A 26,991-nucleotide genomic window follows, 5' to 3' on the forward strand; every position below is an offset into this window, starting at 1 on the left:
TGTAACATAGAATGATACTTTCATCTATTTTAGATGAAAAACTAAAAAAAATATCGTTTTTTATTTGCATCTAACAGAAAAGTATTACTTTTGCCCCATGAATTAAAAAATTAAAGCTAAAAAATCAAGATTCGAATGAAATCATTTACTTATGCATATTACTTCTTTTTTTACTTTTACTTTAGCAACAAAGTGGAGCGGGAGTTTGTATGTATCAAGTGACAGTGATGCTTAAGGACTGAATGAAGAAAGCAATCATATGAATCCCGCTCCGACATGGACGCGGGATTTTTTTATTTATAGAAATTTAGAACAATGAAAAAGATAGCAATTCAAGGAACAATCGGCTCGTATCACGACATCGCCGCACACAAGTATTTCGAAGGAGAAGAAATAGAGTTAATCTGTTGTGCCAACTTCGAGGATGTGTTTACATCGATCCGGAAAGACAGTCAAGTCATCGGGATGCTTGCCATTGAAAATACAATTGCAGGTAGTTTGTTACACAACAATGAGCTATTGAGACAAAGCGGCACACAAATTATTGGAGAATACAAACTGCGCATTTCTCACAGTTTTGTCTGTCTCCCGGATGAAGACTGGAAGGATTTGAACGAGGTGAACTCCCACCCTATCGCATTAATGCAATGCCGCGAGTTTCTGAATCAACATCCACAACTGAAAGTCGTAGAAGGGGAAGACACAGCACGCAGCGCAGAAATTATTAAAAAAGAGAACTTGAAAGGACATGCGGCCATCTGTTCCAAAACAGCAGCAGAGTGCTATGGAATGAAAGTTTTACAGGAAGGTATCGAAACCAATAAACACAACTTCACCCGTTTTTTAGTAGTGGCCGATCCTTGGCAGGTTGATGAACTTCGCCAACATCATACCAATGCTATCAATAAAGCAAGTATGGTATTCACACTGCCACATACAGAAGGAAGCCTTTCACAAGTGTTATCAATTTTATCGTTCTATAATATCAATCTGACTAAGATACAATCGTTGCCGATCATCGGGCGTGAATGGGAATACCAATTTTATGTAGATGTGGCTTTCAACGATTATCTGAGATATAAACAATCTATTACGGCAATCACTCCATTAACCAAAGAACTTAAATTATTAGGCGAATATGCAGAAGGAAAATCAAACATATAAGATATCTCCAGCCGATAGGCTGAGTAGTGTCAGTGAATACTACTTCTCCAAAAAACTAAAAGAAGTAGCTCAAATGAATGCTGAGGGCAAAGATGTTATTAGTCTGGGAATCGGAAGTCCTGATATGCCGCCTTCGGAAAAGACGATCGAAACATTGTGCAACAATGCACACGACCCTAATGGACATGGTTACCAGCCGTATGTAGGTATTCCTGAACTTCGTAAAGCTTTTGCCAATTGGTATCAACGCTGGTATGGAGTAGAACTAGACCCAAATACTGAAATACAACCGCTTATCGGTTCAAAAGAGGGTATCCTTCATGTCACGCTCGCTTTCGTTAATCCGGGAGAACAAGTTCTGGTCCCCAATCCAGGATATCCGACTTATACTTCTCTGAGTAAAATACTTGGTGCAGAGGTGATTAATTACGATTTGAAAGAAGAGGATGGCTGGATGCCGGATTTTGAAGCATTGGAAAAGATGAATCTAAGCCGGGTTAAATTAATGTGGACCAACTACCCCAATATGCCAACAGGTGCCAATGCAACGCCGGAACTGTACGAACGTTTGGTAGACTTTGCACGTCGCAAGAATATCGTGATTGTCAATGACAATCCATATAGCTTTATCCTGAACGAAAAGCCAATTAGTATTCTCAGTGTACCGGGAGCTAAAGAGTGTTGCATCGAGTTCAACTCCATGAGTAAAAGCCATAATATGCCGGGATGGCGTATCGGAATGATAGCCTCGAATGCAGACTTTATCCAATGGATCTTGAAAGTGAAAAGCAATATTGACAGCGGAATGTTTCGTGCCATGCAACTGGCAGCAGCCACCGCTTTAGAAGCAGAGAAGAGTTGGTACGAAGGTAACAACCAGAATTACCGGAATCGTCGTCATCTGGCAGGTGAAATTATGAATACACTGGGCTGCACGTACGATGAAAAACAGGTAGGTATGTTTCTTTGGGGAAAAATTCCTGCTTCCTGCAAGGATGTGGAGGAACTGACGGAAAGAGTACTCCATGAAGCAAGAGTGTTTATTACACCTGGATTTATCTTCGGAAGTAATGGAGCCAGATATATCCGTATCTCTCTTTGCTGTAAAGACGGCAAACTGGCAGAAGCATTGGAGAGAATAAAGAAACTTTCCTAATCGTCTAAAGAGAGAAACAAAAGGAATAGGACAAATCTCCTGATAAAAACTGAATATTAGAATAAAATAAAAATAAAGAAAGAATATGGAACTCGAATCAATTTTATTACCGAACATTGAAGCGAAAAGACCGATTGTCATCGCCGGTCCATGTAGCGCAGAGACTGAAGAACAAGTTATGGATACAGCCAAACAACTGGCTGCTAAAGGACTTAAAATATTTCGTGCCGGAATCTGGAAGCCACGTACCAAACCGGGAGGCTTCGAAGGTATCGGAGTAGAAGCCCTTCCCTGGTTGAAAGAAGTGAAAAAAGAAACAGGTATGTATGTTTCTACCGAAGTAGCTACCGCAAAGCATGTTTATGAATGTCTGAAAGCGGGTATTGATATTCTTTGGATAGGTGCACGTACTACTGCCAATCCCTTCGCCGTACAAGAAATTGCGGATGCTTTGAAAGGGGTAGATATTCCTGTACTTGTGAAGAACCCGGTAAATCCGGATCTTGAATTATGGATCGGTGCTTTGGAACGCATCCATAACGCTGGTTTGAAACGTCTTGGAGCTATCCATCGCGGTTTCAGCAGCTACGATAAGAAAATTTATCGCAATCTTCCTCAATGGCATATTCCAATCGAACTACGCCGTCGTATTCCTAACTTACCTATTTTCTGCGATCCTAGCCATATTGGAGGTAAACGAGAATTGGTAGCTCCTCTTTGCCAGCAAGCAATGGATTTAAATTTCGACGGCCTGATTGTAGAAAGCCATTGCAACCCGGATTGTGCATGGAGTGATGCTTCTCAACAGGTTACTCCGGATGTACTGGATTACATCCTCAACTTATTAGTGATCCGTACCGAAACTCAAACAACAGAGAACCTATCCGAATTGCGCAAACAAATTGATGAATGTGACGATAACATCATCCAGGAATTATCGAAAAGAATGCGTGTAGCACGCGAAATCGGTACTTATAAAAAAGAACATGGAATCACTGTTCTCCAAGCAGGACGTTATAACGAAATTTTGGAAAAGCGTGGTGCACAAGGTGAGCATTGCGGTATGGATGGAGAATTCATGAAAAAGATATTCGAAGCCATCCACGAAGAATCTGTTCGCCAACAGATGGAAATCATTAATAAGTAATAGGAGAATTACTACGTAATAAACTGATAAATAAAGATATGAGAATATTAATCCTTGGAGCCGGAAAAATGGGTTCCTTCTTTACCGATATATTAAGTTTCCAGCACGAGACGGCCGTGTTTGACGTCAATCCGCACCAATTGCGTTTTGTCTATAACACCTATCGTTTCACTACACTAGAAGAGATTAAAGAATTTGAACCGGAATTAGTTATCAATGCTGCTACTGTGAAGTATACTCTTGATGCCTTCCGTACCGTATTACCTGTGTTACCCAAGGACTGTATTATCAGTGATATCGCCTCGGTAAAAACCGGACTGAAGAAATTCTATGAAGAAAGTGGTTTCCGTTATGTCTCTTCTCACCCGATGTTTGGTCCTACTTTTGCCAGCCTCAGCAATCTGAGCAGCGAAAATGCAATTATCATCAGCGAAGGTGACCACTTGGGAAAGGTATTCTTCAAAGACCTTTACCAGACATTACGCCTGAATATCTTTGAGTATACATTTGACGAGCATGATGAGACAGTGGCTTACTCATTGTCTATTCCATTTGTATCGACTTTTGTGTTTGCAGCAGTAATGAAACATCAGGAAGCACCCGGTACTACCTTCAAAAAACATATGGCTATCGCCAAAGGACTTTTGAACGAAGATGACTACCTGCTTCAGGAGATTTTATTCAATCCCCGTACCCCGTCACAAGTAGCCAATATCAGGACAGAGCTAAAAAATCTGCTTGAAATCATCGAAAACAAAGATGCGGAAGGAATGAAGAAGTATCTGACGAAGATTCGGGAGAAAATTAAATAATCCTTTAGCCTGTATAGGCTATATTTAACGATCCTCTGCTAAAAATCTTTTTTGCAGAGGATTTTTTTATGCGTAACTTTGTATCCGCAAAAACGGATCCACAGGAGATAAGAATAATGATTGATCAAGCAACAATAGACCGTATATTAGATGCATCACAGATAATAGATGTTGTATCAGACTTTGTCACTCTGCGTAAACGTGGAGTGAATTATGTCGGTTTATGTCCGTTCCATAATGATAAAACACCTTCTTTTTATGTTTCTCCTGCCAAAGGACTTTGTAAATGCTTCGCTTGTGGAAAAGGGGGAAATGCTGTACATTTCATAATGGAGCATGAGCAGATGTCTTATCCGGAAGCTCTGAAATACCTTGCCAAGAAGTACAATATTGAAATTAAAGAACGGGAGTTAAGTGATGAAGAGAAACTGGTCCAAAGTGAACGTGAGAGTCTTTTCATCGTCAATAACTATGCACGGGACTACTTTCAGAATATTTTAAAAAACCATGTAGACGGTCGCAGCATCGGTATGGCATACTTCCGTAACCGTGGTTTTCGAGATGACATTATTGAGAAATTCCAATTAGGATATTGTACCGACAGTCATGACGCTTTTGCACAAGAAGCTCTACAAAAGGGATATAAAAAAGAATATCTTGTTAAGACCGGACTTTGCTACGAAACAGACGACCATCGATTACGCGACCGTTTCTGGGGACGGGTTATTTTTCCTGTTCATACACTATCAGGCAAAGTTGTTGCTTTCGGCGGACGTGTACTTGCCAATGCAACAAAGGGAGTCAAAGTAAAATATGTCAATTCTCCCGAATCTGAGATTTATCATAAGAGCAATGAATTATATGGTATTTACTTCGCGAAACAAGCGATCGTAAAACAAGATCGTTGCTTTCTGGTTGAAGGCTATACGGATGTTATTTCCATGCACCAATCGGGTATAGAGAATGTAGTTGCTTCCTCTGGAACGGCCTTGACGCCGGGACAGATCCGTATGATCCATCGTTTCACTAATAATATCACTGTTCTTTATGACGGTGACATGGCGGGTATCAAAGCTTCTATCCGAGGAATCGATATGCTACTTGAAGAAGGAATGAATATCAAGGTATGTTTGCTTCCTGACGGTGATGACCCGGACTCTTTTGCCCGTAAACATAACTCCACTGAATTCCAAGCCTTCATCAAAGAGCATGAAAGTGATTTTATCCGCTTCAAGACAAACTTATTGTTAGAAGACGCCGGCAAAGATCCGATCAAGCGTGCAGAACTGATAGGCAATCTGGTACAAAGTATTTCCGTTATTCCAGAGGCTATTATACGGGATGTTTATATCAAAGAATGTGCCCAGTTACTGCATGTAGAAGATAAACTACTTGTATCCGAGGTAGCTAAAAGACGAGAAGCACAAGCGGAAAAACGAGTGGAACAAACTGAACGGGAACGTAGAATTAACGAAAGAGCAGCCAATATGCCTCAGGCTGTACCTGGAGAAAATATTCCAACGCCTGACGGAGATGTTCCAGTACCACCCGAAGCAGGTGCTGGATATTCGGAAGTTCCACCTGCTTTTCAGGAGGATAGCTATACTTCCTTTATTCCTCAGGAAGGAAAAGAAGGACAAGAGTTCTACAAATTTGAACGTTTGATTTTACAAGCGGTAGTCCGTTATGGCGAAAAAATCATGTGCAAACTGACTGATGAAGAAGGAAATGAGGCTCCTGTAACTGTCATAGAATACGTTATCAATGATTTAAAAGAAGATGATCTTGCTTTTCATAACCCGTTACATCGCCAGATTCTGTCGGAAGCAGCAACGCATATTCATGACTCAGGATTTGTGGCAGAACGCTATTTCTTGGCGCATCCAGATCCGACTATCAGCAGACTAAGTGTCGATTTGATTAATGTACGTTATCAACTCAGTAAATATCACTCGAAATCACAGAAGATTGTGACGGATGAGGAACGTCTTTATGAATTAGTTCCCATGCTAATGATAAACTTCAAATATGCAATTGTAACAGAAGAATTAAAACACATGCTTTATGCATTGCAAGATCCATCTCTCGCTAATGACAATGAAAAGTGTAACTCACTGATGCAACGTTACAATGAATTAAGAGGAGTACAAAGTATTATGGCTAAACGTTTGGGGGATCGCGTAGTTCTGCGATAATCCCCTTGTTTCAAAGCAGAAAACCGTTACGAGTATCCGTGCTGAATCAGATTCATAAACTCCTCACGAGTTTTAGCTTGATTGAATGCACCTGTAAAGTCGGAGGTGGTAGTTATGGAATTTTGTTTTTCCACCCCACGCATTTGCATACACATATGTTTCGCCTCCACTACAACCATTACTCCCAATGGATTAAGTGTTTCCTGAATACACTCCTTGATTTGCAGTGTCATACGTTCCTGCACTTGGAGACGGTGAGAAAATATATCGACTACCCGAGCAATCTTACTCAGTCCGGTAATATATCCGTTGGGAATGTATGCCACATGTGCCTTTCCATAAAACGGTAACATATGATGTTCGCAAAGAGAGAAGAAATCAATGTCTTTCACAATCACCATCTGGCTGTATTCTTCTTTAAACTTAGCCGAGCGGAGCACTTCATGAGGATCCATATGGTAGCCCTTTGTCAAACTCAGCATTGCTTTAGCCACACGCTCCGGAGTTTTCAATAAACCTTCCCGTTCTGCATCTTCTCCCAAAAGGGTGATGATACTACGATAATGACTTTTCAACTCCTCCAGATTCGGAGAGTCTATTTCTTCTTTTTCTAACATAATCAGATTATAAAGGAATATTAATTTGGTCTTTAACAATAGAGACTTCTTTAAATACACCGGTTGCTTTCATCTTACGCATCATGGCATCCGCTTCTTCAATGCTTCGGAAATCCCCCACACGACAAAGCCAGCGAGGAGAATTGAACGAAGTATATACTGTCAGTTCCGGAAAATACTCTTTAATACGCAAGCCTATTTTATGAGCCTCATTTTTGGCTTCATTGGTGTTATTGCCGGCATATGCCTGAACTCTGAATCCGGAAGTTTTCAATACTTTCTGCTCACCCGTTCCCATACGTTCCACACCGATCAACGCTTCTATTGCAGGATCCTGATGAATGGTCACCTTTCCCTGTCCCGGTACGTTACGTTCCAGACTCTTTACGATATTCTGTGCTTGCGCACCGACGCCCGTAAAAACAAACAATAGGATAAATAAAGATAGCTTTTTCATTCAGTGATTTTTTACATAGACACGGATTTCACAGATTAACTCTTACTTATAGAGTTAGGTATCTCCATGTAATCCGCGTCTAAAAGATTTTAATTATGCATTAAACGCATCAATGATACCTTTGAAGTCAGCAACTTTCAAAGCAGCTCCACCAATCAAACCACCATCTACGTCAGGGTTAGCAAACAATTCTTTTGCGTTAGAAGCCTTGCAGCTACCACCGTAAAGAATAGAAGTATTGTCCGCAATTTCTTTACCGTATTTATTTGCTACCAATGAACGGATGAAAGCATGGATTTCCTGAGCTTGTTCTGCTGAAGCAGTTTTGCCAGTACCAATAGCCCAAACCGGTTCATAAGCTAAAATGATCTTAGAGAAATCTTCAGCAGACAAAGAGAATACAGATGCCAATTGAGCTGCTACTACTTCATTTTGCTTGTTAGCTTCGCGTTCTTCCAAAACTTCACCGATACAGAAGATCGGAGTCAGACCGTTAGCCAGAGCCAATTTAACTTTCTCTTCAAGGATAGCAACAGTTTCACCGTAATAAGCACGACGTTCAGAGTGACCCAAGATTACATATTTGGCACCTGTAGAAGCTACCATAGCAGCAGAAACTTCGCCAGTGTAAGCACCTGATTCTTTATCAGCACAGTTTTCAGCACCTACGCCAATCTTAGCAGCATCTACCAATGGAGTAACAGAAGCCAGGTGGATGAACGGAGTACAGATAATTACATCACAGTTAGGCTTTTCATTAGCCAATGTTTCGTTCAGTTCTTTTGCCAAAGCAATACCTTCTTGAAGGGTTTTGTTCATTTTCCAGTTTCCTGCAACAATGTTCTTTCTCATTTTTGTCTTTTTATTTAAAGGGTTAATAAATTACTATCTATTTATAAATCTTCAAGCAGATAACTTAGAATGAAGATTTCTCTCCGTTATCCTCTCTTGTTTCCTCTTTCTTTTCATTCATATTATTTTGTCGTTTCTTAGTAGCTCTGCGTTCCCGGCGACGAACGATTAAGATATCTACTCCTAACACCAACAACAATGGTATTACAAACCATAAAACGACAAATCCAATCGTATGAGTATCACTCTCCACCTTCACTTGACCCAGTGGCAGATTTTCCAGCTTATCAGTCAGCACATACTCATCCGGGATATCTTCATCGCTCCACTTATTCAGGATGGTTCCATTCTTTATTAACATCAATCCCGGATTAGAACGTATCATCGTTTTCAGTGTAATATCATCCATCTGGCAAAAAGGATATTCAGCTCCTGTCTTATCTTTCCACAATTCAATTTGTTCTTCCGGTGAAGAAGTCAGGCAATAAAATTTATAACCATGTTCTACAGAATAATCAAAAACTTCATTAATCAGATCGATATTACTATCGTCAGCGTCTTCAATACGATGAGCCACTAACAGGAAGGTATATCCCATATCAGTCAGTACATCATCTGTTATATCATCTCCCGTATTCAGTTCCATCATCGAGAAATCGTGAATAGGAGGTTCGTATCCTTTTTCTTTAAGGACCGTACGGGTATCTATAAATTTCCATGTGCTATCCGGATAGTTCTCTAACGTAAACTCTTTCTTTCTTCCATCTTTCTCTAAAGTGAATATACTTTCATACACACTGGATTTAGCTCCTTCCGGAATAGTCATGCCTTCCGGGATATTCTTTCCAATCTTGTAAGGGCGGAAATCTAAAACCGGCAAACGGTCTAAGCAATAAAACGATAATGTAAATACAAAAAACAAAGTATATAGAGATACCAACCACTCCATTTTCTGACTTACAAACCGGATCAGCAGCTTTCTTTCTTTAAATACGATGACTGCTGCGATCAACAATATCACATTCTTTCCGAAAGTCTCCCAATTGGTCAATACCCATGCATCACCAAAACAGCCACAATCAGAAACCGGATTAAAAAGTGCAAGATATAAAGTCAACGGAGTCATGAAAATCATCAGGATCAATGCTAAAGTAGAAGCTACTGATCTTCTGACACCGAAAAACAAGAAAATACCGACAGAGAACTCAATCGCAGATAGAATAATCCCCCCTAACAACGGGAAAAAGGAAGGAAACCAGGATGCCATCCCGAACGCTGAAAGATAATCCTGTATCTTATACTGCGAGCCTAGCGGGTCTACAGACTTCGCAAACCCGGAAAAGATAAATGCTGCTGCCAACAAAAAACGGCAAACATTCGCTCCTATCTGCTGAATGATATGTATATGCTTATCCTTCAAATTCTATTTTGATCAGTCCGAAAACAGAGTAATTAATCATATCCATGTAATTGGCATCGATACCTTCCGACACTAAAGTGTTTCCTGACAAGCTCTCAATCTGTTTGGTACGATAGATTTTCATCAGGATCAGGTCTGTGTAAGAACTAACACGCATACTTCTCCAAGCTTCATCATAATCATGATTCTTGGCAAGCATTAATTCCAAAGCTTCTTTAGCATATTTATCATACAATGCCAATGCTTCCTCATTGCTTATATCCGCAGATTCAGCATATCCCAATTCTAATTGAATCAATCCTATTAGACCATAATTAACAATAGCAATGAATTCAGAACGAATCCCTTCATCTATCAAGGTCACTCCTTTTATTTCAATGCTACGTATCCGGTTAGCTTTAATAAAAATCTGGTCAGTTACCGAAGCCGGACGCAAGATGCGCCATGCAGGCCCATAATCATGCAGCTTCTTGGAAAATAAGTCACGGCACAAAGCGATGACATGTTCAAATTGTTGCTTGGTATCTTTCATTTTCTTCCAAATAGTGTGCAAAGGTAACAATAATTAAGTAAAAACAGAAAGAGGGCACTCTAAATTATATTAAAGTGCCCTCTGCAAAAGATTATATTGTATTACTTTTTACGAACAACGCAAAACTTGATTCAATCGCAAAGTACTCTTAGTTGTAATACGATTCAATTCACAGAGTTTCGTAATAGAAACTCCCGTTAACTTAGAAATACGTGACAAAGAATCACCCTTCTTCACTTTATAGTAACGAACCGTTCCATCGGCTATTTCCGCATCATGAGAACCGGCACGAGTCGAATTCTTACGTTGATTCTTACGGAATGTGTATGTATCAGCTACGATATCTTGTTTGGGGAAATCAAACATATAAACCGGATTGATTGCAATCCCCAAGAAACGAGTTTCAAAATGAAGATGTGAACCTGTAGAACGTCCGGTGTTACCACCCAAACCAATCACTTCACCAGCTTTTACCAATTGATTTTCTTCTACGAGTTGTTTAGACAAGTGGCCATATACAGTTTCCAAACCATTATCATGACGGATCACTACATATTTACCATATCCTTTGCGTTCATATTTTACGATACGTACCTTACCATCAAAAGCAGCTACAATAGTATCACCGATATTCACCTTCAAGTCCAAACCATTATGCATTCTTCTCCAACGCGGACCAAAAGGTGAAGTTATCTTTGTGCTCGGGGTCGGCATATGGAAACCTGTCAAGTCAATAGTATAAGAATCAGGAATAATAACATCTTTTCCGTATGCATGTACATATTGGTTATTCCAAGTTGGATATAGACTAAGGGCAGGGTACTCGGACTGCTCAATACGAATTTGCTTTTGCAATGCCAAAGAGTCTACTGTTTTTAATTTTTTATCTATTGGTGCCTGGCGGGCAATCAGGTCTTGAGAAAAAGAGCTCAAACTGACCATAGCCGCTACTGCGACCAATCCTGCTTTAATAATACAATTAAAATTCATTCGTTCTCGTCAATTATTCAATCAATATTCGTCATTTGCATATAAGTAGTCAAATGTAACCTGCTTATAATCGAATATTTCTTCCGGTTTAAAAAATCTGGTTAATTCAGCGGCTGCCGTCTCCGGGGAATCAGAAGTATGAACGATATTTTCTTGAAAACTCATACTATAATCTCCACGAATGGTTCCTGGTGCAGCCAAACGTCCATTAGTTGGTCCCGCCAACGTACGGACTGTTTGAATAGCATCCACACCTTCAAAGCAACAAACAATAACAGGAGCTGCCATTATCGAGTCCTTCACCCGTTGAAAGAAGGGTTTACTGCTCAAGTGGGAATAATGTTCACTTAACAAGTCGTCGGTCAATTGCATCATCTTCATTCCAGCCAATCGTAATCCTTTACGTTCAAAGCGATGAGTGATCTCACCAACCAATCCCCGTTGAAGGGTACAAGGCTTTAAAATGACCAATGTTTTTTCAAGCATAATATGCAATATTCAGACGGTTAAACAATACATTTTCTAAAAATTCTCCCAAAGATAGCATTTTCTAATGAAACAGCAAGGTAATTATTAACTATTTTTCAGATAGACCGGACTAAAGAAAGACAGAAAACGAGCTGTAAATGCCTATGAATAGGAGAAATAAAGAAAAACATGTTTTGCAACATATTTACGTAAATAAACTGTATGTTTAACCGTTTTCAACTAATCGCAGCCCAATTAACGTTCGACTTCCGAAGTGCCTTCAACTGACGCCATAAGATTTCATTTTCCGGGTTCTCTCCCATAGGATCATGCTCCACAATATCTTCAGCTATCGAACGGACATATTGTAACAATTGTCCGTCACGGGCAATATCCGCAATCTTCAAATCAAAAGCGATGCCACTCTGTTGCGTACCTTCCAAATCACCGGGACCACGCAACTTCAAATCGGCTTCCGCAATTTCAAATCCATCATTGGTACGTACCATAATCTCAAGCCGCTTTCGGGTATCTTCCGTCAGTTTATAGGTAGTAACCAAAATACAATACGACTGATCGGCACCACGCCCCACTCTACCCCGCAACTGATGCAATTGTGAGAGACCGAAACGTTCGGCATTTTCTATAATCATCACAGAAGCATTAGGTACATTTACGCCCACTTCTATCACAGTAGTAGCCACCATAATCTGTGCCTGTCCCGAAACAAAAAGCTGCATTTGCTTGTCTTTCTCAGCCGACTTCATTTTACCATGTACTTTGCAAACTTTACATTCGGGAAATTCTTCAAGAATATGTTGATATCCCTCTTCCAGATTCTTCAAATCAATCTTCTCACTTTCCTTTATCAGAGGATAGACGATATAGACCTGGCGTCCTTCTTCAATTTGTTTGTGCACTGAACGATATAGACTTTCACGACGATTATCAAATTGATGAATCGTAGCGATTGGCTTTCGTCCCGGTGGGAGTTCATCAATAATAGAAACATCCAAGTCGCCATATAAAGTCATCGCCAACGTACGGGGAATTGGGGTTGCAGTCATCACAAGCACATGAGGTGGCTGAACATTCTTACTCCAAAGACGGGCCCGTTGTGCCACACCAAAGCGATGTTGCTCATCAATCACCACAAATCCCAAAGAAGAGAAGTTTACCGTATCCTCAATAACAGCATGTGTACCTATTAATATATGCACATCTCCTGTTAATAGACCGGACAGAATAGCTTCCCTTTTTTTCCCTTTGATGGAACCTGTCAAAAGTTCCACACGAATGTCCATTCCAAAGAGTAACTCTTTGATGGTTTCGTAATGTTGATTTGCTAAAATCTCGGTAGGAGCCATCATGCAAGCTTGAAAACCATTGTCCAACGCCAACAACATACTCATCAACGCGACCAAAGTCTTTCCACTACCTACGTCTCCTTGTAGAAGACGGTTCATCTGCTTTCCACTTCCGACATCGTTTCTTATTTCTTTCAGCACTCTCTTCTGAGCACCCGTCAGTTGGAAAGGGAGATTCTGTGTATAAAAGGTATTAAATATATCGCCCACCTTTTCGAAGACATATCCCCGATAACGCCTTTGCCTGTCTTTGGCATACCGGAGAATATTTAATTGCACATAGAACAGCTCTTCAAATTTAAGACGATATTGGGCTCTGCGCAACACATCAGGATTTGCGGGAAAATGAATATTCCGAAGGGCTTCCGTCAAAGACATCAAATGATGGTCGGCGAGCAGTTTAGGAGAAAGTGTTTCCGGCAGAGGTTCCTGTATTTGTTGGATAACCGTTGTCATCATCTTCTCAATAGCATGAGAATTGAGAAAACAACGCTTCATCTTCTCCGTTGTATTATAATAAGGTTGCAGTCCCACGGAAGAAAGTTTTAATTCATCCGTTTTATCGATATCAGGATGTGCCACATTGATCCGTCCATTAAAAACAGTTGGCCTGCCAAATATGATATATTCTTCGTGAAGCTTGTATTTCTCCAATATATATTTAATTCCCTGAAACCACACCAAGTCCACTACGCCTGTACCATCAGAGAAATGAGCTGTCAGACGGCGTTGCCGTCCTTCACCTGCTGTTTCGAAGCCGAGAATTTTCCCTTTCAATTGGATATACGGCATATTACCATCTATTTCGTGAATGTAATAGATGCGGCTCCGGTCTACATATTTATAGGGGAAATAATAAATCAAATCATGCAAAGAGTAGATTCCTAACTCCTTATTTAATACAGTTGCCTTTTGAGGACCTACACCGGAGATATATTTTATGTCACGTGTAACTAAATCGAACATTTACAAGAGAGCACTCCCTATTTTCATATCGAAAGGAGTAGTTATTTTTATATTTTCACGATTACCGGGTGCAAGATAAACAGAAACACCCATAGCTTCTACTACAGAAGCATCATCGGTAAAAAACGGAGTATATTCCTGCGCATAAGCCTGTTTAAGAAGTTCCACATCAAAGACCTGAGGAGTTTGTACGAGTTTATAGTCATTACGACTGACTGTCTCACTTCCTGCATCAGTCAGATGCCGCAAAGTCTCGACAACATCAATCACCGGAATTACAGCTTTGTATTGCTTTGCCAGAATATAACAATTACGAATCACTTCAACTGCCACGAATGGACGAACTCCATCATGTACGCCGACCAATCCGGGACCTTTTACTTGTGCCAATCCGTTTTTCACTGAATGGAAACGAGTTTCACCACCATCGGCAACAACATGCTCCACAGTAAAACAATACTTTTCACAGAGTTGCCTCCAAAACTCCTGTTGTGCAAGTGGAAGTACCAGGATAATCTGAAGATTCGCATCAAATTCCCGAAAGACTTCCAAGGTACGCATCAATACAGGTTTGTTGCCGATGGGAAGAAATTGTTTAGGTAAATCACTTCCCATCCGCAACCCCTTGCCACCGGCAACAATAATCACATATCGATTCATAAGCAGTTCAGCGTTTAACGCACATTGCCTCTACCAATTCGTCCACTTTTTCTTTACCGACCAACAAATCAACAATAGTCAAAGCAAATTCCATTGCAGCTCCCGGCCCCATACCTGTGATAATATTTCCATCACGAACCACTGGTTGATTAACACACTCGGCTCCATCCAAGTATTGTTCGAAGCTTGGATAACAAGTAACTTTCTTACCTTTCAACAAGCCCAACTTACCTAATACCATCGGAGCGGCACAAATTGCAGCGATTGGTTTATTCTTGGCTGCAAAGTCCAAGATCAATCTGCGTAATCCTTCATGTTTATCAAGAGTAGCTGCCCCCGGCATTCCACCCGGCAACAGCAACAAATCGGCATCAAAGAAGTCACAATTATCAAAGTTAATGTCACAAAGCAAAGATACATCATGTGCACCTACTACAATTTCATCCGGAGTAACAGATACGATTTCTACGTTCAACCCGGCACGTCTCAGTGTATCAACGGCAGTAAAGGCTTCTATTTCTTCAAAACCATCTGCAAAAAAAGCATATACAGTTCCCATAATCTTAATATTTTGATCAGTGATACTATTTCAAATTAAAATAATAAGTAATCGTTCCACTCTGGTTGTTTACTCCATCTACCGAGTTGAAACGAGCCTTCTTTGCGGCATCCTCCGCTGATTTACGCAAAACGGCATTCACCGTATTTGTTTGAGGGTTTATGCTGGTAGCAATAACCAAACCTGCAGGATTCACCGTAATATTTACAACCACACGCCCCTCTTCTTGTACATTATAAGCAGGCTTCGGCAAACCACCTTCACCTAAAGAACGTCCACCGAGGTTAAATGTTCCGTAACCGGCAACTCCGGTCTTCGCTCCTGTAGAAGAATTTCCGTCCTTACTACCTTCCACTCCGGTTCCGGATTCAGAAGTTCCTTTATTTCCTCCCATCTGAGCCCCTTTACCAAAAGCATTTGCAACTTTTTTCTTTGCAGCTTCTTCGGCTGCTTTCCGCTCACGTTCTGCCTTTTCTTCTGCCAGACGTTTCGCTTCTGCCGCTTTCTCTGCTTCTGTCTTCTCCGGTTTCTTTACTGGTTCCTTTGGTTTAGTCACTTCTTTCGGCTTCACGGTTTCTTTCTTTGGTTCCGTCTTTGGTTTAATAGCCACTGTTTCTTCTTCCGTTTGTGTCAGTAGTTCCTGTTCAGAAGGAACTTCCGGCGGAGTTGGTTCGGGTTCGGCAACAGCCGGTTCTTCCGGCAATATATCCACATCCACCAATGAAGGATCCTCAAAGCCTCGTGCAGTATCTACATTTCCCATCATGACAGGTATTCCACCAGCATCTTCATCCGGCTGGGGAACCGTAAAGCTCACCAGAATCAAAAGAGCAATCACTGCCACGTGCACCAACAGTGCACCCAACGCTCCGATATATTCACCCTTTTTTCTTCTGTCCATCATTCTTATTTATTTTCCGGCGGGCGGGTAGCCAGCACCATTTTAAAATGATTCTCATTCGCAATATTCAGTATCTTCACCACTTCGCGATAAGGTACTGTTTCATCCGCATACAATGCAACATACATTTCAGGTTCCTTCTCCGAACATGATTTCAGGAACGGAGTCAGTTCGTCCAAAGTTAGTGTTTTCTCCTTTTCATTACCGAAAGCAGCGTAGAACTTAAGGTTTTTATCAATGATCACTCTCGTCAGCGGTTTGGCCGAGGTTTGTTGTTTTCCTTGAGGTAACAACACCTTTATTGCATTGGGCGATACCACTGTAGAAGTAATCATAAAGAAGATCAATAACAGGAAAATGACGTCCGTCATGGATGCCATACTAAAATTGGGCGATATTTTATTTCTTCTCTTTAATCCCATAGTTATTTCGTTGGCTCATTCAACAAGTCCATAAACTCCATTGTACGAGATTCCATCTTGTTTACGACGCGGTCTACCAACATCACCAGATAGTTATAAGCAAACATGGCAATGATACCTACAATCAAACCACCGACTGTGGTAATCATAGCTTCGTAGATACCACCGGAAAGCAGTGTAATGTCAATGTTGCCGCTTCCTGCATTGGCCATCTCGTAGAAAGCACGCACCATACCGGTCACCGTACCCAAGAATCCGAGCATCGGAGCACCACCGGAAATGGTTGCCATTACAGTCAGTCCTTTTTCAAGCTTGGCAACTTCGATATTACCAACATTTTCAATAGCAGCCTGTACGTCATTAATCGGACGGCCCAAACGGCTGATACCCTTTTCAATCATACGAGCCGAGGGGGTATTCATGGTACGGCAATAATTAATAGCCGCTTTTATCTCACCACTATGAATATAATCTTTGATACGGTCCATAAACATCGGATCTTCTTTTCCAGCCTTACGAATCATGTAATTACGTTCGAACAGAATATAGAAGCATACCACCGAAAGTACTCCCAGTACAATCATAATCCAGCCACCCTTGATAGCCATATCAAGCATGTTCATTTCCGGAGCACTGACCGGAGTTAACACAGGATTGGCTGTCGCGAGCGAATCAGCCATACTCATAGCCCCTTGGGCCAATAACATCAATCCATTCATTAGCGTAGACAGTTTTTATATTCCTGAATGGTACGTTCCAATCCCAGATACAACGCATCACTGATTAATGCATGTCCGATGGAAACTTCATCCAACCAAGAAATGTTTTTATAGAAATAATTTAAGTTCACAAGACTCAAGTCGTGTCCGGCATTCAAGCCTAATCCCAACTTACGGGCAGTTTTTGCCGCTTCTATAAAAGGAGCGATAGCCGCTTCAGGATCTTTAGGGTAATCCGTAGCATAAGGTTCAGTATAGAGTTCTACACGGTCTGCTCCTGCTTTTGCAGCATATTCCACCATTTCCGGATCGGCAGCAACAAACACAGAAGTACGGATACCGGCACTATTGAATTGGTCGAGCACTTCCCTCAAGAATTCCAGATTCACTTTCGTATCCCACCCGGAGTTGGATGTGATTTGAGAAGGAGAATCGGGAACCAAAGTAACCTGATGCGGTTTTACCTTCAATACCAGATCTATAAATTCAGGAGCCGGATAACCTTCGATATTAAATTCTGTCCTCAACAATGGACGCAAATCATATACATCTGCCCGGCGGATATGACGTTCGTCAGGACGGGGATGAACGGTAATACCGTCGGCACCAAAAGTTTCACAATCAAGAGCTACCTTTACCACATTGGGGACATCCCCTCCACGCGCATTTCTCAATGTAGCGATCTTGTTTATGTTCACACTTAATTTAGTCATAGTTTTATGCAATATTTGCCGCAAAAATACAAATATTATTATTAGTTGCCTAATAATACGAAACGCATTCTTAGTTCTTTTTTGGTTATTTAAAGTAGAATTCCAAGAAAAAATGCCAAATTTGCAATCGAAACTAATGATATAACTTATGAGATTTGCCATTTTCGGAAATACTTTTCAGGCTAAGAAGTCTTCTCATGCCGCTAATCTGTTCCAACTCCTGCAAAAGCATGGAGCAGAGATTTATGTGTGCAGAGAATTTTATCAATTTCTGACTTCAGACTTGAAGATGCAGATTCATGCAGACCGCTTGTTTGATGGCAATGATTTTACGGCTGATATGGTAATCAGTATCGGTGGTGACGGTACTTTCCTGAAAGCGGCTAGTCGTGTAGGCAGAAGGGGTATCCCTATCCTTGGAATTAATACGGGACGTTTAGGATTTCTGGCCGATATCTCACCGGAGGAAATGGAAGAGACATTCGAAGAGATTTATTCCGGAAGATATAGTGTGGAAGAAAGGGGGGTATTACAACTTATTTGTAATGACAAACGCTTGCAGAGTTACCCATACGCACTTAATGAGATTGCTGTTCTGAAACGGGATAGTTCTTCGATGATCAGTATTCGTACAGCTATCAATGGAGCTTATTTGAATACGTATCAAGCTGACGGCCTGGTAATAGCTACCCCTACCGGTTCTACTGCATATTCTCTCAGTGTAGGCGGTCCTATTATTGTCCCCCATTGCAATGCGATTGCTATTACTCCTGTAGCACCTCACAGCCTCAACGTCCGTCCTATCGTCATTCGTGACGATTGGGAAATAACTCTTGATGTAGAGAGTCGTAGCCATAATTTTCTCGTAGCTATTGACGGACGAAGCGAGAGTTGCAAGGAAACGACTCAACTCAAAATCCGTAAAGCGGACTACAACATCAAAGTAATAAAACGCTTCAATCACATATTCTTCGATACACTTCGCAGCAAAATGATGTGGGGAGCGGATGGTAGGAGCAACAACTAAGGCTCTGAGAATCTTTGTTAGAACAACTGATTCCCTTTCATATTAAACAAAGGAATCACATCCTAGAAAAAAAAATCATTTTTCTCTATCAACCTATCACCAATCTTCTGTGTCCCCTTATTCATCGTACTTTCAAGAGGTGATAGGTTGATTTCCAACCTATCACCACATCTATCACCTATCACCCATTAACACTCACTACTTCTATTCCAGAGTATTAATAGATAAGTTCCTCTTTATTAATACTAAAGTTCTTTTCCTTTAATAGTAAAGTTTCTCTCTATTTGATTCAATCTATAAACAGAACTTGCAATTATACAAACGCAAGTTCCGTTTATATAATTGCAAGTTTCATTTATACAATCAAAACTTGCAATTATAGATTTATATTAGGTACAAACAAGTTTGGTATTGGATTAGAACAAGTTTGGTATTAAGAGACAGGAACTTATCTATTAATACTCTAGGAAGAAAGAAGTAATAGTTATAAGAACCACTTTGTAACTATAGTCCGAAAAGCATTAATCAAACTATATAATTGCAGAAAAGCCTTATATTGTTTATGAGCAATACAAGGCTTTTCTGCAATTATATAGTCTACCCGAAAGGATTACCTTTTGAGTCCCATAGATTCCAACTATTATTTCAACGTGAAACTCTGAGAACCAATCAGATTACCACCTTCAAAAATATCCACCCGATAGTTACCGGCATACAAGAACTCTTCTACATCCCAGAACACATTTACATTCTGCTCTTCTCCATTATATTCGATATACTTCTTAATCGAATAAACCAATGTACGGTTTTCATAAGGAAATGTATTCGATGCACTTTTTGTCAATACATCATTATCCGGTTTCGTGATACGTATATAGATGGTACGTTCGCCATTCTCAGCAGTAATATTCTTTACGACTGTAAAGCTGATAGCCAGCTTCACTATATCTTTCACCTTCTTAGCTTCCTTACCTCGTTTATTACGCGGTTCAATCCGAATATTGGTAACATCCAGTTGAGCAGCCAGAGTCACTTTCTTATCCAAATTCTTCTTTTCCTCAGAAAGAGCATTGACCTGCCGTGAGGCCTGATTATATTTCTTAGTAACATCAGCGATCTGCTGTTGCTGCATAGTAGTCAGTTTATTCAATGAGTCAATCTGGGCAATATAATTAAACAAGATAGCACGCAACGTTGCCACTTCCTTTTTCAAACGGCGGATTTCAGTAGCATTCGAACTTTTCACTGTACGTAGTTCTTCCAGTAACCGCTGGCTTTTCAATTGCTCTTGTTCCAACAATTGAGCCAATGAATCATTAGTAACGGTGATCTTCAACTCGTCGTATTTTTGCACAAAACCAGCATATTCGTTTTCCAGATCTTCCTTATCCAGATTAAACTCTTCCACCAACTCCCGGTTAGCTTTCTTTTCGGTAATCAATAAATAAGTAATGCCGATAAAAGCAATTATCAGAACAGCTACAGCTGTAATTAGAAGGCTTTTTTTATTCATAGTTTCTGTATGCTAATTAATAACGGCTGCAAAAGTAATCATTTCATAACAGAGTAACACAGAATGAGGTGTTTTCTTTAACGAAAATTATTACGGAAAAATTTCTTTAATCAGGATTATCGTTGTAATTTTGTCGCGCAAAATAGATAAAACTAATTATCAACTTTTTAAATAAATAGTATTATGTCAAAAGTAACCGTAGTAGGCGCAGGTAACGTAGGTGCTACATGTGCAAATGTACTTGCTTTCAATGAAGTAGCAGACGAAGTAGTAATGCTGGACGTTAAAGAAGGCGTATCAGAAGGTAAAGCAATGGATATGATGCAGACAGCTCAACTGTTGGGCTTCGACACTACTGTAGTAGGATGCACAAACGACTATGCTCAAACTGCTAACTCTGACGTTGTTGTAATTACTTCAGGTATTCCTCGTAAACCGGGTATGACTCGTGAAGAACTGATCGGTGTAAACGCTGGTATCGTTAAATCGGTAGCAGAAAACATCTTGAAATATTCTCCTAACGCAATCCTTGTTGTTATCTCTAACCCGATGGATACAATGACTTACCTGTCATTGAAATCTCTGGGATTACCGAAGAATCGTATCATCGGTATGGGAGGGGCTCTGGATAGTTCCCGTTTCAAATATTTCTTGTCTCAGGCTTTGGGATGCAACGCTAACGAAGTAGAAGGTATGGTAATCGGCGGTCACGGCGATACCACAATGATCCCTTTGACTCGTTTCGCTACTTACAAAGGTATGCCTGTAACTAACTTCATCTCTGAAGAAAAACTGAACGAAGTTGCTGCTTCTACTATGGTAGGTGGTGCTACTCTGACTAAGTTATTGGGTACTTCTGCATGGTATGCACCGGGTGCAGCAGGAGCATTCGTCGTTGAATCTATCTTACACGACCAAAAGAAGATGATCCCTTGTTCAGTATATCTGGAAGGTGAATACGGTGAATCAGATCTTTGTATTGGCGTACCTGTAATCCTTGGTAAGAACGGTATCGAAAAGATCGTTGAACTGAACCTGAATGAAGACGAAAAAGCTAAGTTTGCTGCCAGTGCTGCTGCTGTTCACAAAACAAACGCTGATTTAAAGACTGTAGGTGCTCTTTAATTGAGCCCTTCATTTTTTATTGATAAATTACAAGGCTATTCTTCCATTGAGAAGAATAGCCTTTTTTTATTTTCTTCTCCGCCACTTCCTCTCCACAAATATGCATTTAAAAAAACTAAATTCTTTGCATTACTCAAGAAAAGCATCTATTTTTGCATCGTTGCTTATGCAATTATTGTCTATTTAAGAAGCAAACAAAGTAATCTGATAAAAGATGCTAGACACAATGAAGAAAGTACTGACTCTGACAATTCTATGTAGCTTGACTCTAGTGGGCAAAGCGCAAGGCGTTCTTAGCCTAGATAGTTGTCGTGCATTGGCTCTTGCCAATAACAAGGATTTACTGATTAGCAATGAAAAAATAAATGCAGCACACTATCAACGCAAAGCTGCATTTACCAATTACCTTCCGAGTATTTCGGCTACGGGAGCTTACATGAGAAATCAAAAAGAGTTCTCACTGCTGAACGATGACCAAAAGGCTGCACTCTCAGGACTGGGAACGAATCTGGCAGGCCCCATCGGAGAGGTGGCAACAAAAATCGTAACAGCATACCCCGATCTGGCTCCACTCGTTTCTTCACTAAGTGGGAAACTGGGTGCAGTTCTGCCCGAACTCGACAAAGCAGGAAGTTCGATTGTAGATGCTTTCCGTACCGATACAAGAAACGTATACGCAGGAGCTATTACTCTCACCCAACCTTTATATATGGGTGGAAAGATTCGTGCTTACAACAAAATCACTAAATATGCTGAAGAACTGGCACAACAGCAACACCAATCAGGCAAACAAGAGGTGATTATGAGTACCGATCAGGCTTATTGGCAAGTTATCTCGCTCGTCAATAAGAAAAAACTGGCGGAAGGATATCTGAAACTTCTTCAACAACTCGACAGCGATGTGGAAAAGATGATTAACGAAGGAGTAGCAACCAAAGCCGACGGACTATCTGTACGTGTAAAAGTCAATGAAGCAGAAATGACCTTAACCAAAGTAGAGGACGGACTAAGTCTTGCCCGAATGTTGTTATGCCAACTATGTGGTATCGATCTAAGCTCTCCGATCACATTGGCGGATGAAAACATGAATGACATTCCTTTGATAACTCCAGATACTCATTTCGACATGAACACCGCTTATGCTAACCGGCCGGAAATACGCAGCCTTGAACTTGCTACACAGATTTATGGACAGAAAGTGAATGTGACACGCGCCGAATATCTTCCTTCCATCGCATTAATGGGAAATTATATAGCTACCAATCCTTCTGTATTCAACAGTTTTGAAAACAAATTCAAAGGAATGTGGAATGTGGGGGTGATGGTACAAGTTCCTATCTGGAATTGGGGACAAGGTTTCTATAAAACAAAAGCAGCCAAAGCGGAAGCTCGCATTGCACAGTATCAGTTGCAAGATGCAAAAGAAAAGATTGAATTGCAAGTCAATCAGGCAGCTTTCAAAGTAAATGAGGCGAATAAGAAGCTAACAATGGCTTCCAAGAACATGGAAAAGGCAGATGAAAATCTTCGTTATGCTGTGCTGGGATTCAAAGAGGGAGTGATTGCTACAAGCAATGTTCTCGAAGCACAAACGGCTTGGTTGTCTGCCCAGTCGGAGAAAATCGATTCACAAATAGATGTGAAACTTACCCAAATCTATCTGGAGAAGTCTTTGGGAACTTTAAGATGAATGAAATGAAGAACGAGGACATTCTTCATACAAAAACAATTTAGTAATTTAAAAATCAATATGATATGACCTCTACAAAATCACAAAACAGTAATATGCTACTTGCATTCCTCACTTTATTGGGAGTGATCGCAATTGTTGCAGTCGTTGGTTTCTTTATGCTTCGCAAAGGCCCCGAAATCATTCAGGGACAGGCTGAGGTAACGGAATATCGTGTTTCAAGCAAAGTTCCGGGACGCATCTTGGAATTTCGCGTGAAAGAAGGACAAAAGGTCAGTGCAGGAGATACTCTAGCTATTTTGGAAGCACCGGATGTAATGGCTAAGATGGAACAGGCACGTGCTGCCGAAGCAGCAGCTCAGGCACAAAATGAAAAAGCAATCAAAGGAGCACGTCAGGAACAGATTCAGGCAGCTTACGAAATGTGGCAAAAAGCACAAGCGGGAGTTACCATTGCAGAGAAATCTTATAAAAGAGTTAAGAATCTATTTGAACAAGGGGTAATGCCCGCCCAAAAACTGGATGAAGTAACTGCACAACGTGACGCGGCTATCGCTACAGAAAAAGCAGCCAAAGCACAATATACGATGGCAAAAAACGGAGCGGAACGTGAGGATAAAATGGCAGCGGAAGCTTTAGTAAATCGTGCCAAAGGGGCTGTTGCAGAAGTGGAATCATATATCAAAGAGACTTATCTAATAGCTCCGGCAGCCGGGGAAGTCTCTGAAATTTTCCCAAAGGTTGGAGAACTAGTCGGAACAGGAGCACCCATTATGAATATTGCAGAACTTGACGACATGTGGGTCTCATTCAATGTACGCGAGGATTTACTCAAAAACCTGACTATGGGAACCGAATTCGAAGCGATTGTTCCTGCATTAGATAACAAAACGATCAAACTGAAAGTATATTACTTGAAAGATCTAGGTACTTATGCTGCCTGGAAAGCAACTAAAACAACCGGTCAGTTTGACCTGAAGACATTCGAAGTAAAGGCTAACACTCTGGAGACTGTAGAAAATCTCCGCCCGGGTATGTCGGTCATTATCGATAAATAATCATGAAAGAGAAAGAAAAGAAATATATAGCTTTATGGCAGGTCATGCAACGAGAGTGTCGCCGATTGGTATCGCGACCACTCTATCTGTTTTGCATGGTGATCGCTCCCCTATTCTGCTATATCTTCTTCACTACCCTTATGGGTTCGGGACTTCCTCAAAACTTGCCTGCCGGAGTTGTGGATATGGATGACTCTTCCACTTCTCGCAATATTGTTCGTAATTTGGACGCTTTCTCTCAAACGGGGGTGGTAGCCCACTACAGCAATGTAACCGATGCCCGGATTGCTCTGCAAGAAGGGAAAATCTATGGATTTTTCTACATTCCGAAGGGTCTTTCTATCGAAGCACAAAGTCAAAAGCAACCGACCCTCTCTTTTTATACCAACTATTCATATCTGATAGCAGGCTCCTTGCTTTTCAGAGATATGAAAATGATGGGAGAACTAACTTCCGGAGCGGCTGCACGAACTGTTTTGTATGCCAAAGGTGCAACAGAGAGCCAGGCAATGGCTTATTTACAACCGATTGTGATCGACACGCACCCATTAAATAATCCCTGGCTAAATTATTCGGTATATCTTTGCAACACCATTATACCGGGGGTACTCATGTTACTCATATTCATGGTAACCGTTTATGCAATTGGCGTAGAGATTAAGGACCGCACTGCCCGCGAATGGCTTCGCATGAGTAATAATTCAATTTACATTGCATTGGCCGGTAAGTTATTACCTCATACGGTAGTCTTCTTTATCATGGGAATATTCTATAATGTATACCTATATGGTTTCTTACATTTTCCCTGTAATAGCGGTATTCTTCCAATGATCTTTGCCACTCTTTGTCTGGTACTGGCTTCCCAATGTTGTGGCATTGTCATGATAGGAACACTACCTACCTTACGACTGGGGCTGAGCTTTGCTTCATTATGGGGAGTCATCTCTTTCTCCATCTCCGGATTTTCGTTTCCGGTCATGGCGATGCATCCGGTTCTTCAGGCACTGAGTAACTTATTCCCACTACGTCATTACTTCCTGATTTATGTCGATCAGGCATTAAACGGATATAGCATGGCCTATTCATGGCCCAACTATATGGCATTGCTAATATTTATGATGCTTCCTTTCTTTGTGGTTCACCGACTGAAAGAAGCATTGATTTACTATAAATATATACCCTAAATGAAAGATATAAAATTAAAAGATAAGATAGCCCAAGGCATCAATGACCTGTTTTATATCTGGAAACATGAGTTTCAGACGACTTTCCGCGACCAGGGAGTATTGATATTCTTCCTCCTAGTCCCACTGGGTTATCCACTGATTTATAGCTTCATTTATGACAATGAAGTGGTTCGTGAAGTTCCAGCGGTTGTAGTAGACGATTCACATTCTTCTTTAAGTCGTGAATATCTCCGCAAAGTAGACGCTACACCAGATATACAAATTGTTTCATACTGTGCGGACATGGAAGAAGCTAAGCAAATGCTGAAGAACAGACATGCGTATGGAATCATTTATATACCTTCTGATTTCAGTGATAACATTGCCAAAGGCGAACAAACTCAAGTCAGTATTTACTGTGACATGAGTGGGCTATTATACTATAAATCGATGCTACTCGCCAATACAGCCGTTTCACTGGATATGAACAAAGATATCAAAATAACCCGAAGTGGAAATACTACAGAACGGCAAGACGAGATTACAGCCTACCCGATTGAATACGAAGAAATCTCTATATTCAATCCGACTACCGGCTTTGCTGCTTTCCTAATCCCTGCGGTACTAGTTTTGATTATTCAGCAAACGTTATTGTTAGGTATCGGGCTCGCTGCCGGAACTGCCCGTGAACATAACCGCTTTAAAGACCTTGTTCCTATCAACCGGCATTACAACGGAACATTACGAATTGTACTAGGAAAAGGACTCAGTTATTTCATGGTTTATATACTGGTGTCATTCTATGTTCTTTTCGTTGTCCCTCGTTTGTTCAGCCTCAACCAAATAGGACAACCAGAATCTTTGGTGTTGTTTGTGGCACCCTATTTAGCGGCTTGTATTTTCTTTGCAATGACAGCGTCCATCGCTATCCGCAACCGGGAAACCTGTATGTTGATATTTGTATTCACATCAGTACCTTTATTATTTATTTCCGGAATTTCATGGCCTGGAGCAGCCATCCCTCCTTTTTGGAAATATGTTTCTTACCTGTTTCCATCAACATTCGGAATCAATGGTTTTGTAAAGATCAACAATATGGGAGCAACTCTTAGTGAAGTTGCTTTTGAATATAAAGCTTTGTGGATACAAGCCGGAATTTACTTTATAACCACCTGTTTGGTATATCGCCGACAAATCATGATGAGCCGGAAACATGCAATTGAGAAATATAGAGAATTGAAAGAGAAAAGTAGCATGAAGGAAGAATGATTTTCTCCATCCTCAGCTTTAGAAAA

Annotated in this window: 26 protein-coding genes; 11 read left to right on the forward strand and 15 right to left on the reverse strand. The window is 40.7% G+C overall.

Going from position 1 to position 26,991, the window contains the following annotated elements; translation table 11 throughout:
* Window positions 1–315: 315 nt before the first annotated feature.
* From CZ225_RS20600 to dnaG, 5 genes are all read left to right on the forward strand, one after another.
* A complete protein-coding gene (locus CZ225_RS20600) occupies window positions 316–1,164 on the forward strand; it encodes a prephenate dehydratase (protein WP_077155298.1) in 849 nt (282 codons plus the stop codon).
* The gene (locus CZ225_RS20605; protein WP_077155299.1) at window positions 1,139–2,320 is read left to right on the forward strand and encodes a pyridoxal phosphate-dependent aminotransferase; all 1,182 of its coding nucleotides are present in this window, start codon (window positions 1,139–1,141) and stop codon (window positions 2,318–2,320) included. The genes CZ225_RS20600 and CZ225_RS20605 overlap by 26 nt, the downstream gene beginning before the upstream one ends.
* Window positions 2,321–2,405: 85 nt before the next feature.
* Entirely contained in the window at window positions 2,406–3,467 is a 1,062-nt protein-coding gene (locus CZ225_RS20610) for a bifunctional 3-deoxy-7-phosphoheptulonate synthase/chorismate mutase type II (RefSeq protein WP_077155300.1), read from the forward strand.
* A 38-nt stretch (window positions 3,468–3,505) separates the two neighbouring features.
* Window positions 3,506–4,279, forward strand: a complete 774-nt coding sequence (locus CZ225_RS20615) for a prephenate dehydrogenase (RefSeq protein WP_077155301.1) — start codon at window positions 3,506–3,508, stop codon at window positions 4,277–4,279.
* A 116-nt stretch (window positions 4,280–4,395) separates the two neighbouring features.
* Complete coding sequence (dnaG, locus tag CZ225_RS20620; protein ID WP_077155917.1) at window positions 4,396–6,474, forward strand: DNA primase; 2,079 nt, start codon at window positions 4,396–4,398, stop codon at window positions 6,472–6,474.
* Window positions 6,475–6,500: 26 nt separating this feature from the next.
* Here the strand turns inward: dnaG and folE are convergent, their stop codons facing one another.
* The 14 genes from folE to CZ225_RS20690 form a co-directional block, all read right to left on the reverse strand.
* A complete protein-coding gene (folE, locus tag CZ225_RS20625) occupies window positions 6,501–7,091 on the reverse strand; it encodes a GTP cyclohydrolase I FolE (protein ID WP_077155302.1) in 591 nt (196 codons plus the stop codon).
* A 7-nt stretch (window positions 7,092–7,098) separates the two neighbouring features.
* Entirely contained in the window at window positions 7,099–7,548 is a 450-nt protein-coding gene (locus tag CZ225_RS20630) for an SPOR domain-containing protein (RefSeq protein WP_077155303.1), read from the reverse strand.
* A gap of 93 nt (window positions 7,549–7,641) precedes the next feature.
* Window positions 7,642–8,400, reverse strand: a complete 759-nt coding sequence (gene tpiA, locus CZ225_RS20635) for a triose-phosphate isomerase (RefSeq protein ID WP_077155304.1) — start codon at window positions 8,398–8,400, stop codon at window positions 7,642–7,644.
* A 64-nt stretch (window positions 8,401–8,464) separates the two neighbouring features.
* Complete coding sequence (locus CZ225_RS20640; protein WP_077155305.1) at window positions 8,465–9,820, reverse strand: BT_3928 family protein; 1,356 nt, start codon at window positions 9,818–9,820, stop codon at window positions 8,465–8,467.
* On the reverse strand, window positions 9,810–10,352 hold the full coding sequence (locus tag CZ225_RS20645; protein ID WP_025075716.1) for a DUF1599 domain-containing protein: 543 nt from the start codon (window positions 10,350–10,352) through the stop codon (window positions 9,810–9,812). The genes CZ225_RS20640 and CZ225_RS20645 overlap by 11 nt, the downstream gene beginning before the upstream one ends.
* Window positions 10,353–10,460: 108 nt before the next feature.
* Complete coding sequence (locus CZ225_RS20650) at window positions 10,461–11,342, reverse strand: peptidoglycan DD-metalloendopeptidase family protein (RefSeq protein ID WP_077155306.1); 882 nt, start codon at window positions 11,340–11,342, stop codon at window positions 10,461–10,463.
* 21 nt (window positions 11,343–11,363) lie between these two features.
* Window positions 11,364–11,828: a nucleoside-diphosphate kinase gene (ndk, locus tag CZ225_RS20655; RefSeq protein ID WP_077155307.1), complete on the reverse strand. Its 465-nt coding sequence runs from the start codon at window positions 11,826–11,828 to the stop codon at window positions 11,364–11,366.
* 218 nt (window positions 11,829–12,046) lie between these two features.
* A complete protein-coding gene (gene recG, locus CZ225_RS20660) occupies window positions 12,047–14,143 on the reverse strand; it encodes an ATP-dependent DNA helicase RecG (RefSeq protein ID WP_077155308.1) in 2,097 nt (698 codons plus the stop codon).
* A complete protein-coding gene (locus tag CZ225_RS20665) occupies window positions 14,144–14,803 on the reverse strand; it encodes a 2-C-methyl-D-erythritol 4-phosphate cytidylyltransferase (RefSeq protein WP_077155309.1) in 660 nt (219 codons plus the stop codon).
* A gap of 7 nt (window positions 14,804–14,810) precedes the next feature.
* Window positions 14,811–15,362, reverse strand: coding sequence for a DJ-1 family glyoxalase III (locus CZ225_RS20670; RefSeq protein WP_077155310.1), 552 nt, complete (start codon window positions 15,360–15,362; stop codon window positions 14,811–14,813).
* A 25-nt stretch (window positions 15,363–15,387) separates the two neighbouring features.
* On the reverse strand, window positions 15,388–16,263 hold the full coding sequence (locus tag CZ225_RS20675; protein ID WP_077155918.1) for an energy transducer TonB family protein: 876 nt from the start codon (window positions 16,261–16,263) through the stop codon (window positions 15,388–15,390).
* A 5-nt stretch (window positions 16,264–16,268) separates the two neighbouring features.
* Window positions 16,269–16,685: an ExbD/TolR family protein gene (locus CZ225_RS20680; RefSeq protein ID WP_077155311.1), complete on the reverse strand. Its 417-nt coding sequence runs from the start codon at window positions 16,683–16,685 to the stop codon at window positions 16,269–16,271.
* A gap of 2 nt (window positions 16,686–16,687) precedes the next feature.
* Complete coding sequence (locus CZ225_RS20685; RefSeq protein ID WP_025075723.1) at window positions 16,688–17,404, reverse strand: MotA/TolQ/ExbB proton channel family protein; 717 nt, start codon at window positions 17,402–17,404, stop codon at window positions 16,688–16,690.
* Window positions 17,404–18,117 (reverse strand): pyridoxine 5'-phosphate synthase, encoded by a 714-nt coding sequence (locus CZ225_RS20690; RefSeq protein ID WP_077155919.1) that lies wholly within the window; start codon window positions 18,115–18,117, stop codon window positions 17,404–17,406. The genes CZ225_RS20685 and CZ225_RS20690 overlap by 1 nt, the downstream gene beginning before the upstream one ends.
* Before the next feature lie 148 nt (window positions 18,118–18,265).
* On the opposite strand from CZ225_RS20690, the gene CZ225_RS20695 reads away from it, so the two are divergent.
* On the forward strand, window positions 18,266–19,144 hold the full coding sequence (locus CZ225_RS20695) for an NAD kinase (protein ID WP_077155312.1): 879 nt from the start codon (window positions 18,266–18,268) through the stop codon (window positions 19,142–19,144).
* Window positions 19,145–19,784: 640 nt separating this feature from the next.
* On the opposite strand, the gene CZ225_RS20700 is transcribed toward CZ225_RS20695, so the two are convergent.
* On the reverse strand, window positions 19,785–20,657 hold the full coding sequence (locus tag CZ225_RS20700) for a hypothetical protein (protein ID WP_077155313.1): 873 nt from the start codon (window positions 20,655–20,657) through the stop codon (window positions 19,785–19,787).
* A gap of 183 nt (window positions 20,658–20,840) precedes the next feature.
* On the opposite strand from CZ225_RS20700, the gene mdh reads away from it, so the two are divergent.
* The 5 genes from mdh to CZ225_RS20730 all read left to right on the forward strand — a co-directional run bounded on the left by mdh (window position 20,841) and on the right by CZ225_RS20730 (window position 26,965).
* Window positions 20,841–21,782 (forward strand): malate dehydrogenase, encoded by a 942-nt coding sequence (gene mdh / locus CZ225_RS20705; protein WP_077155314.1) that lies wholly within the window; start codon window positions 20,841–20,843, stop codon window positions 21,780–21,782.
* Between the two features lie 226 nt (window positions 21,783–22,008).
* On the forward strand, window positions 22,009–23,472 hold the full coding sequence (locus tag CZ225_RS20715; protein ID WP_077155316.1) for a TolC family protein: 1,464 nt from the start codon (window positions 22,009–22,011) through the stop codon (window positions 23,470–23,472).
* A 65-nt stretch (window positions 23,473–23,537) separates the two neighbouring features.
* The gene (locus CZ225_RS20720; protein ID WP_077155317.1) at window positions 23,538–24,530 is read left to right on the forward strand and encodes an HlyD family secretion protein; all 993 of its coding nucleotides are present in this window, start codon (window positions 23,538–23,540) and stop codon (window positions 24,528–24,530) included.
* Window positions 24,531–24,532: 2 nt separating this feature from the next.
* Window positions 24,533–25,714 carry an ABC transporter permease gene (locus tag CZ225_RS20725; RefSeq protein ID WP_077155318.1) on the forward strand — a complete coding sequence of 394 codons (1,182 nt, stop codon included), beginning with the start codon at window positions 24,533–24,535 and terminating at the stop codon, window positions 25,712–25,714.
* Window positions 25,715–26,965, forward strand: coding sequence for an ABC transporter permease (locus CZ225_RS20730; protein WP_077155319.1), 1,251 nt, complete (start codon window positions 25,715–25,717; stop codon window positions 26,963–26,965). It abuts the gene before it with no gap.
* Window positions 26,966–26,991 lie beyond the last annotated feature (26 nt).

Origin of the sequence: Bacteroides bouchesdurhonensis (assembly GCF_900155865.1) — a bacterium.
GTDB lineage: Bacteria > Bacteroidota > Bacteroidia > Bacteroidales > Bacteroidaceae > Bacteroides > Bacteroides bouchesdurhonensis.

Coding starts and splice junctions, on each gene's coding strand:
- recG (WP_077155308.1), bottom strand. CDS start 14,143: ATGTTCGATTTAGTTACACGTGACATAAAATATATCTCCGGTGTAGGT.
- CZ225_RS20650 (WP_077155306.1), bottom strand. CDS start 11,342: ATGAATTTTAATTGTATTATTAAAGCAGGATTGGTCGCAGTAGCGGCT.
- folE (WP_077155302.1), bottom strand. CDS start 7,091: ATGTTAGAAAAAGAAGAAATAGACTCTCCGAATCTGGAGGAGTTGAAA.
- CZ225_RS20665 (WP_077155309.1), bottom strand. CDS start 14,803: ATGAATCGATATGTGATTATTGTTGCCGGTGGCAAGGGGTTGCGGATG.
- CZ225_RS20605 (WP_077155299.1), top strand. CDS start 1,139: ATGCAGAAGGAAAATCAAACATATAAGATATCTCCAGCCGATAGGCTG.
- CZ225_RS20615 (WP_077155301.1), top strand. CDS start 3,506: ATGAGAATATTAATCCTTGGAGCCGGAAAAATGGGTTCCTTCTTTACC.
- dnaG (WP_077155917.1), top strand. CDS start 4,396: ATGATTGATCAAGCAACAATAGACCGTATATTAGATGCATCACAGATA.
- CZ225_RS20730 (WP_077155319.1), top strand. CDS start 25,715: ATGAAAGATATAAAATTAAAAGATAAGATAGCCCAAGGCATCAATGAC.
- mdh (WP_077155314.1), top strand. CDS start 20,841: ATGTCAAAAGTAACCGTAGTAGGCGCAGGTAACGTAGGTGCTACATGT.
- CZ225_RS20695 (WP_077155312.1), top strand. CDS start 18,266: ATGAGATTTGCCATTTTCGGAAATACTTTTCAGGCTAAGAAGTCTTCT.
- CZ225_RS20680 (WP_077155311.1), bottom strand. CDS start 16,685: ATGGGATTAAAGAGAAGAAATAAAATATCGCCCAATTTTAGTATGGCA.
- CZ225_RS20630 (WP_077155303.1), bottom strand. CDS start 7,548: ATGAAAAAGCTATCTTTATTTATCCTATTGTTTGTTTTTACGGGCGTC.
- ndk (WP_077155307.1), bottom strand. CDS start 11,828: ATGCTTGAAAAAACATTGGTCATTTTAAAGCCTTGTACCCTTCAACGG.
- CZ225_RS20725 (WP_077155318.1), top strand. CDS start 24,533: ATGAAAGAGAAAGAAAAGAAATATATAGCTTTATGGCAGGTCATGCAA.
- CZ225_RS20690 (WP_077155919.1), bottom strand. CDS start 18,117: ATGACTAAATTAAGTGTGAACATAAACAAGATCGCTACATTGAGAAAT.
- CZ225_RS20645 (WP_025075716.1), bottom strand. CDS start 10,352: ATGAAAGATACCAAGCAACAATTTGAACATGTCATCGCTTTGTGCCGT.
- tpiA (WP_077155304.1), bottom strand. CDS start 8,400: ATGAGAAAGAACATTGTTGCAGGAAACTGGAAAATGAACAAAACCCTT.
- CZ225_RS20685 (WP_025075723.1), bottom strand. CDS start 17,404: ATGAATGGATTGATGTTATTGGCCCAAGGGGCTATGAGTATGGCTGAT.
- CZ225_RS20675 (WP_077155918.1), bottom strand. CDS start 16,263: ATGGACAGAAGAAAAAAGGGTGAATATATCGGAGCGTTGGGTGCACTG.
- CZ225_RS20600 (WP_077155298.1), top strand. CDS start 316: ATGAAAAAGATAGCAATTCAAGGAACAATCGGCTCGTATCACGACATC.
- CZ225_RS20715 (WP_077155316.1), top strand. CDS start 22,009: ATGAAGAAAGTACTGACTCTGACAATTCTATGTAGCTTGACTCTAGTG.
- CZ225_RS20700 (WP_077155313.1), bottom strand. CDS start 20,657: ATGAATAAAAAAAGCCTTCTAATTACAGCTGTAGCTGTTCTGATAATT.
- CZ225_RS20720 (WP_077155317.1), top strand. CDS start 23,538: ATGACCTCTACAAAATCACAAAACAGTAATATGCTACTTGCATTCCTC.
- CZ225_RS20670 (WP_077155310.1), bottom strand. CDS start 15,362: ATGGGAACTGTATATGCTTTTTTTGCAGATGGTTTTGAAGAAATAGAA.
- CZ225_RS20610 (WP_077155300.1), top strand. CDS start 2,406: ATGGAACTCGAATCAATTTTATTACCGAACATTGAAGCGAAAAGACCG.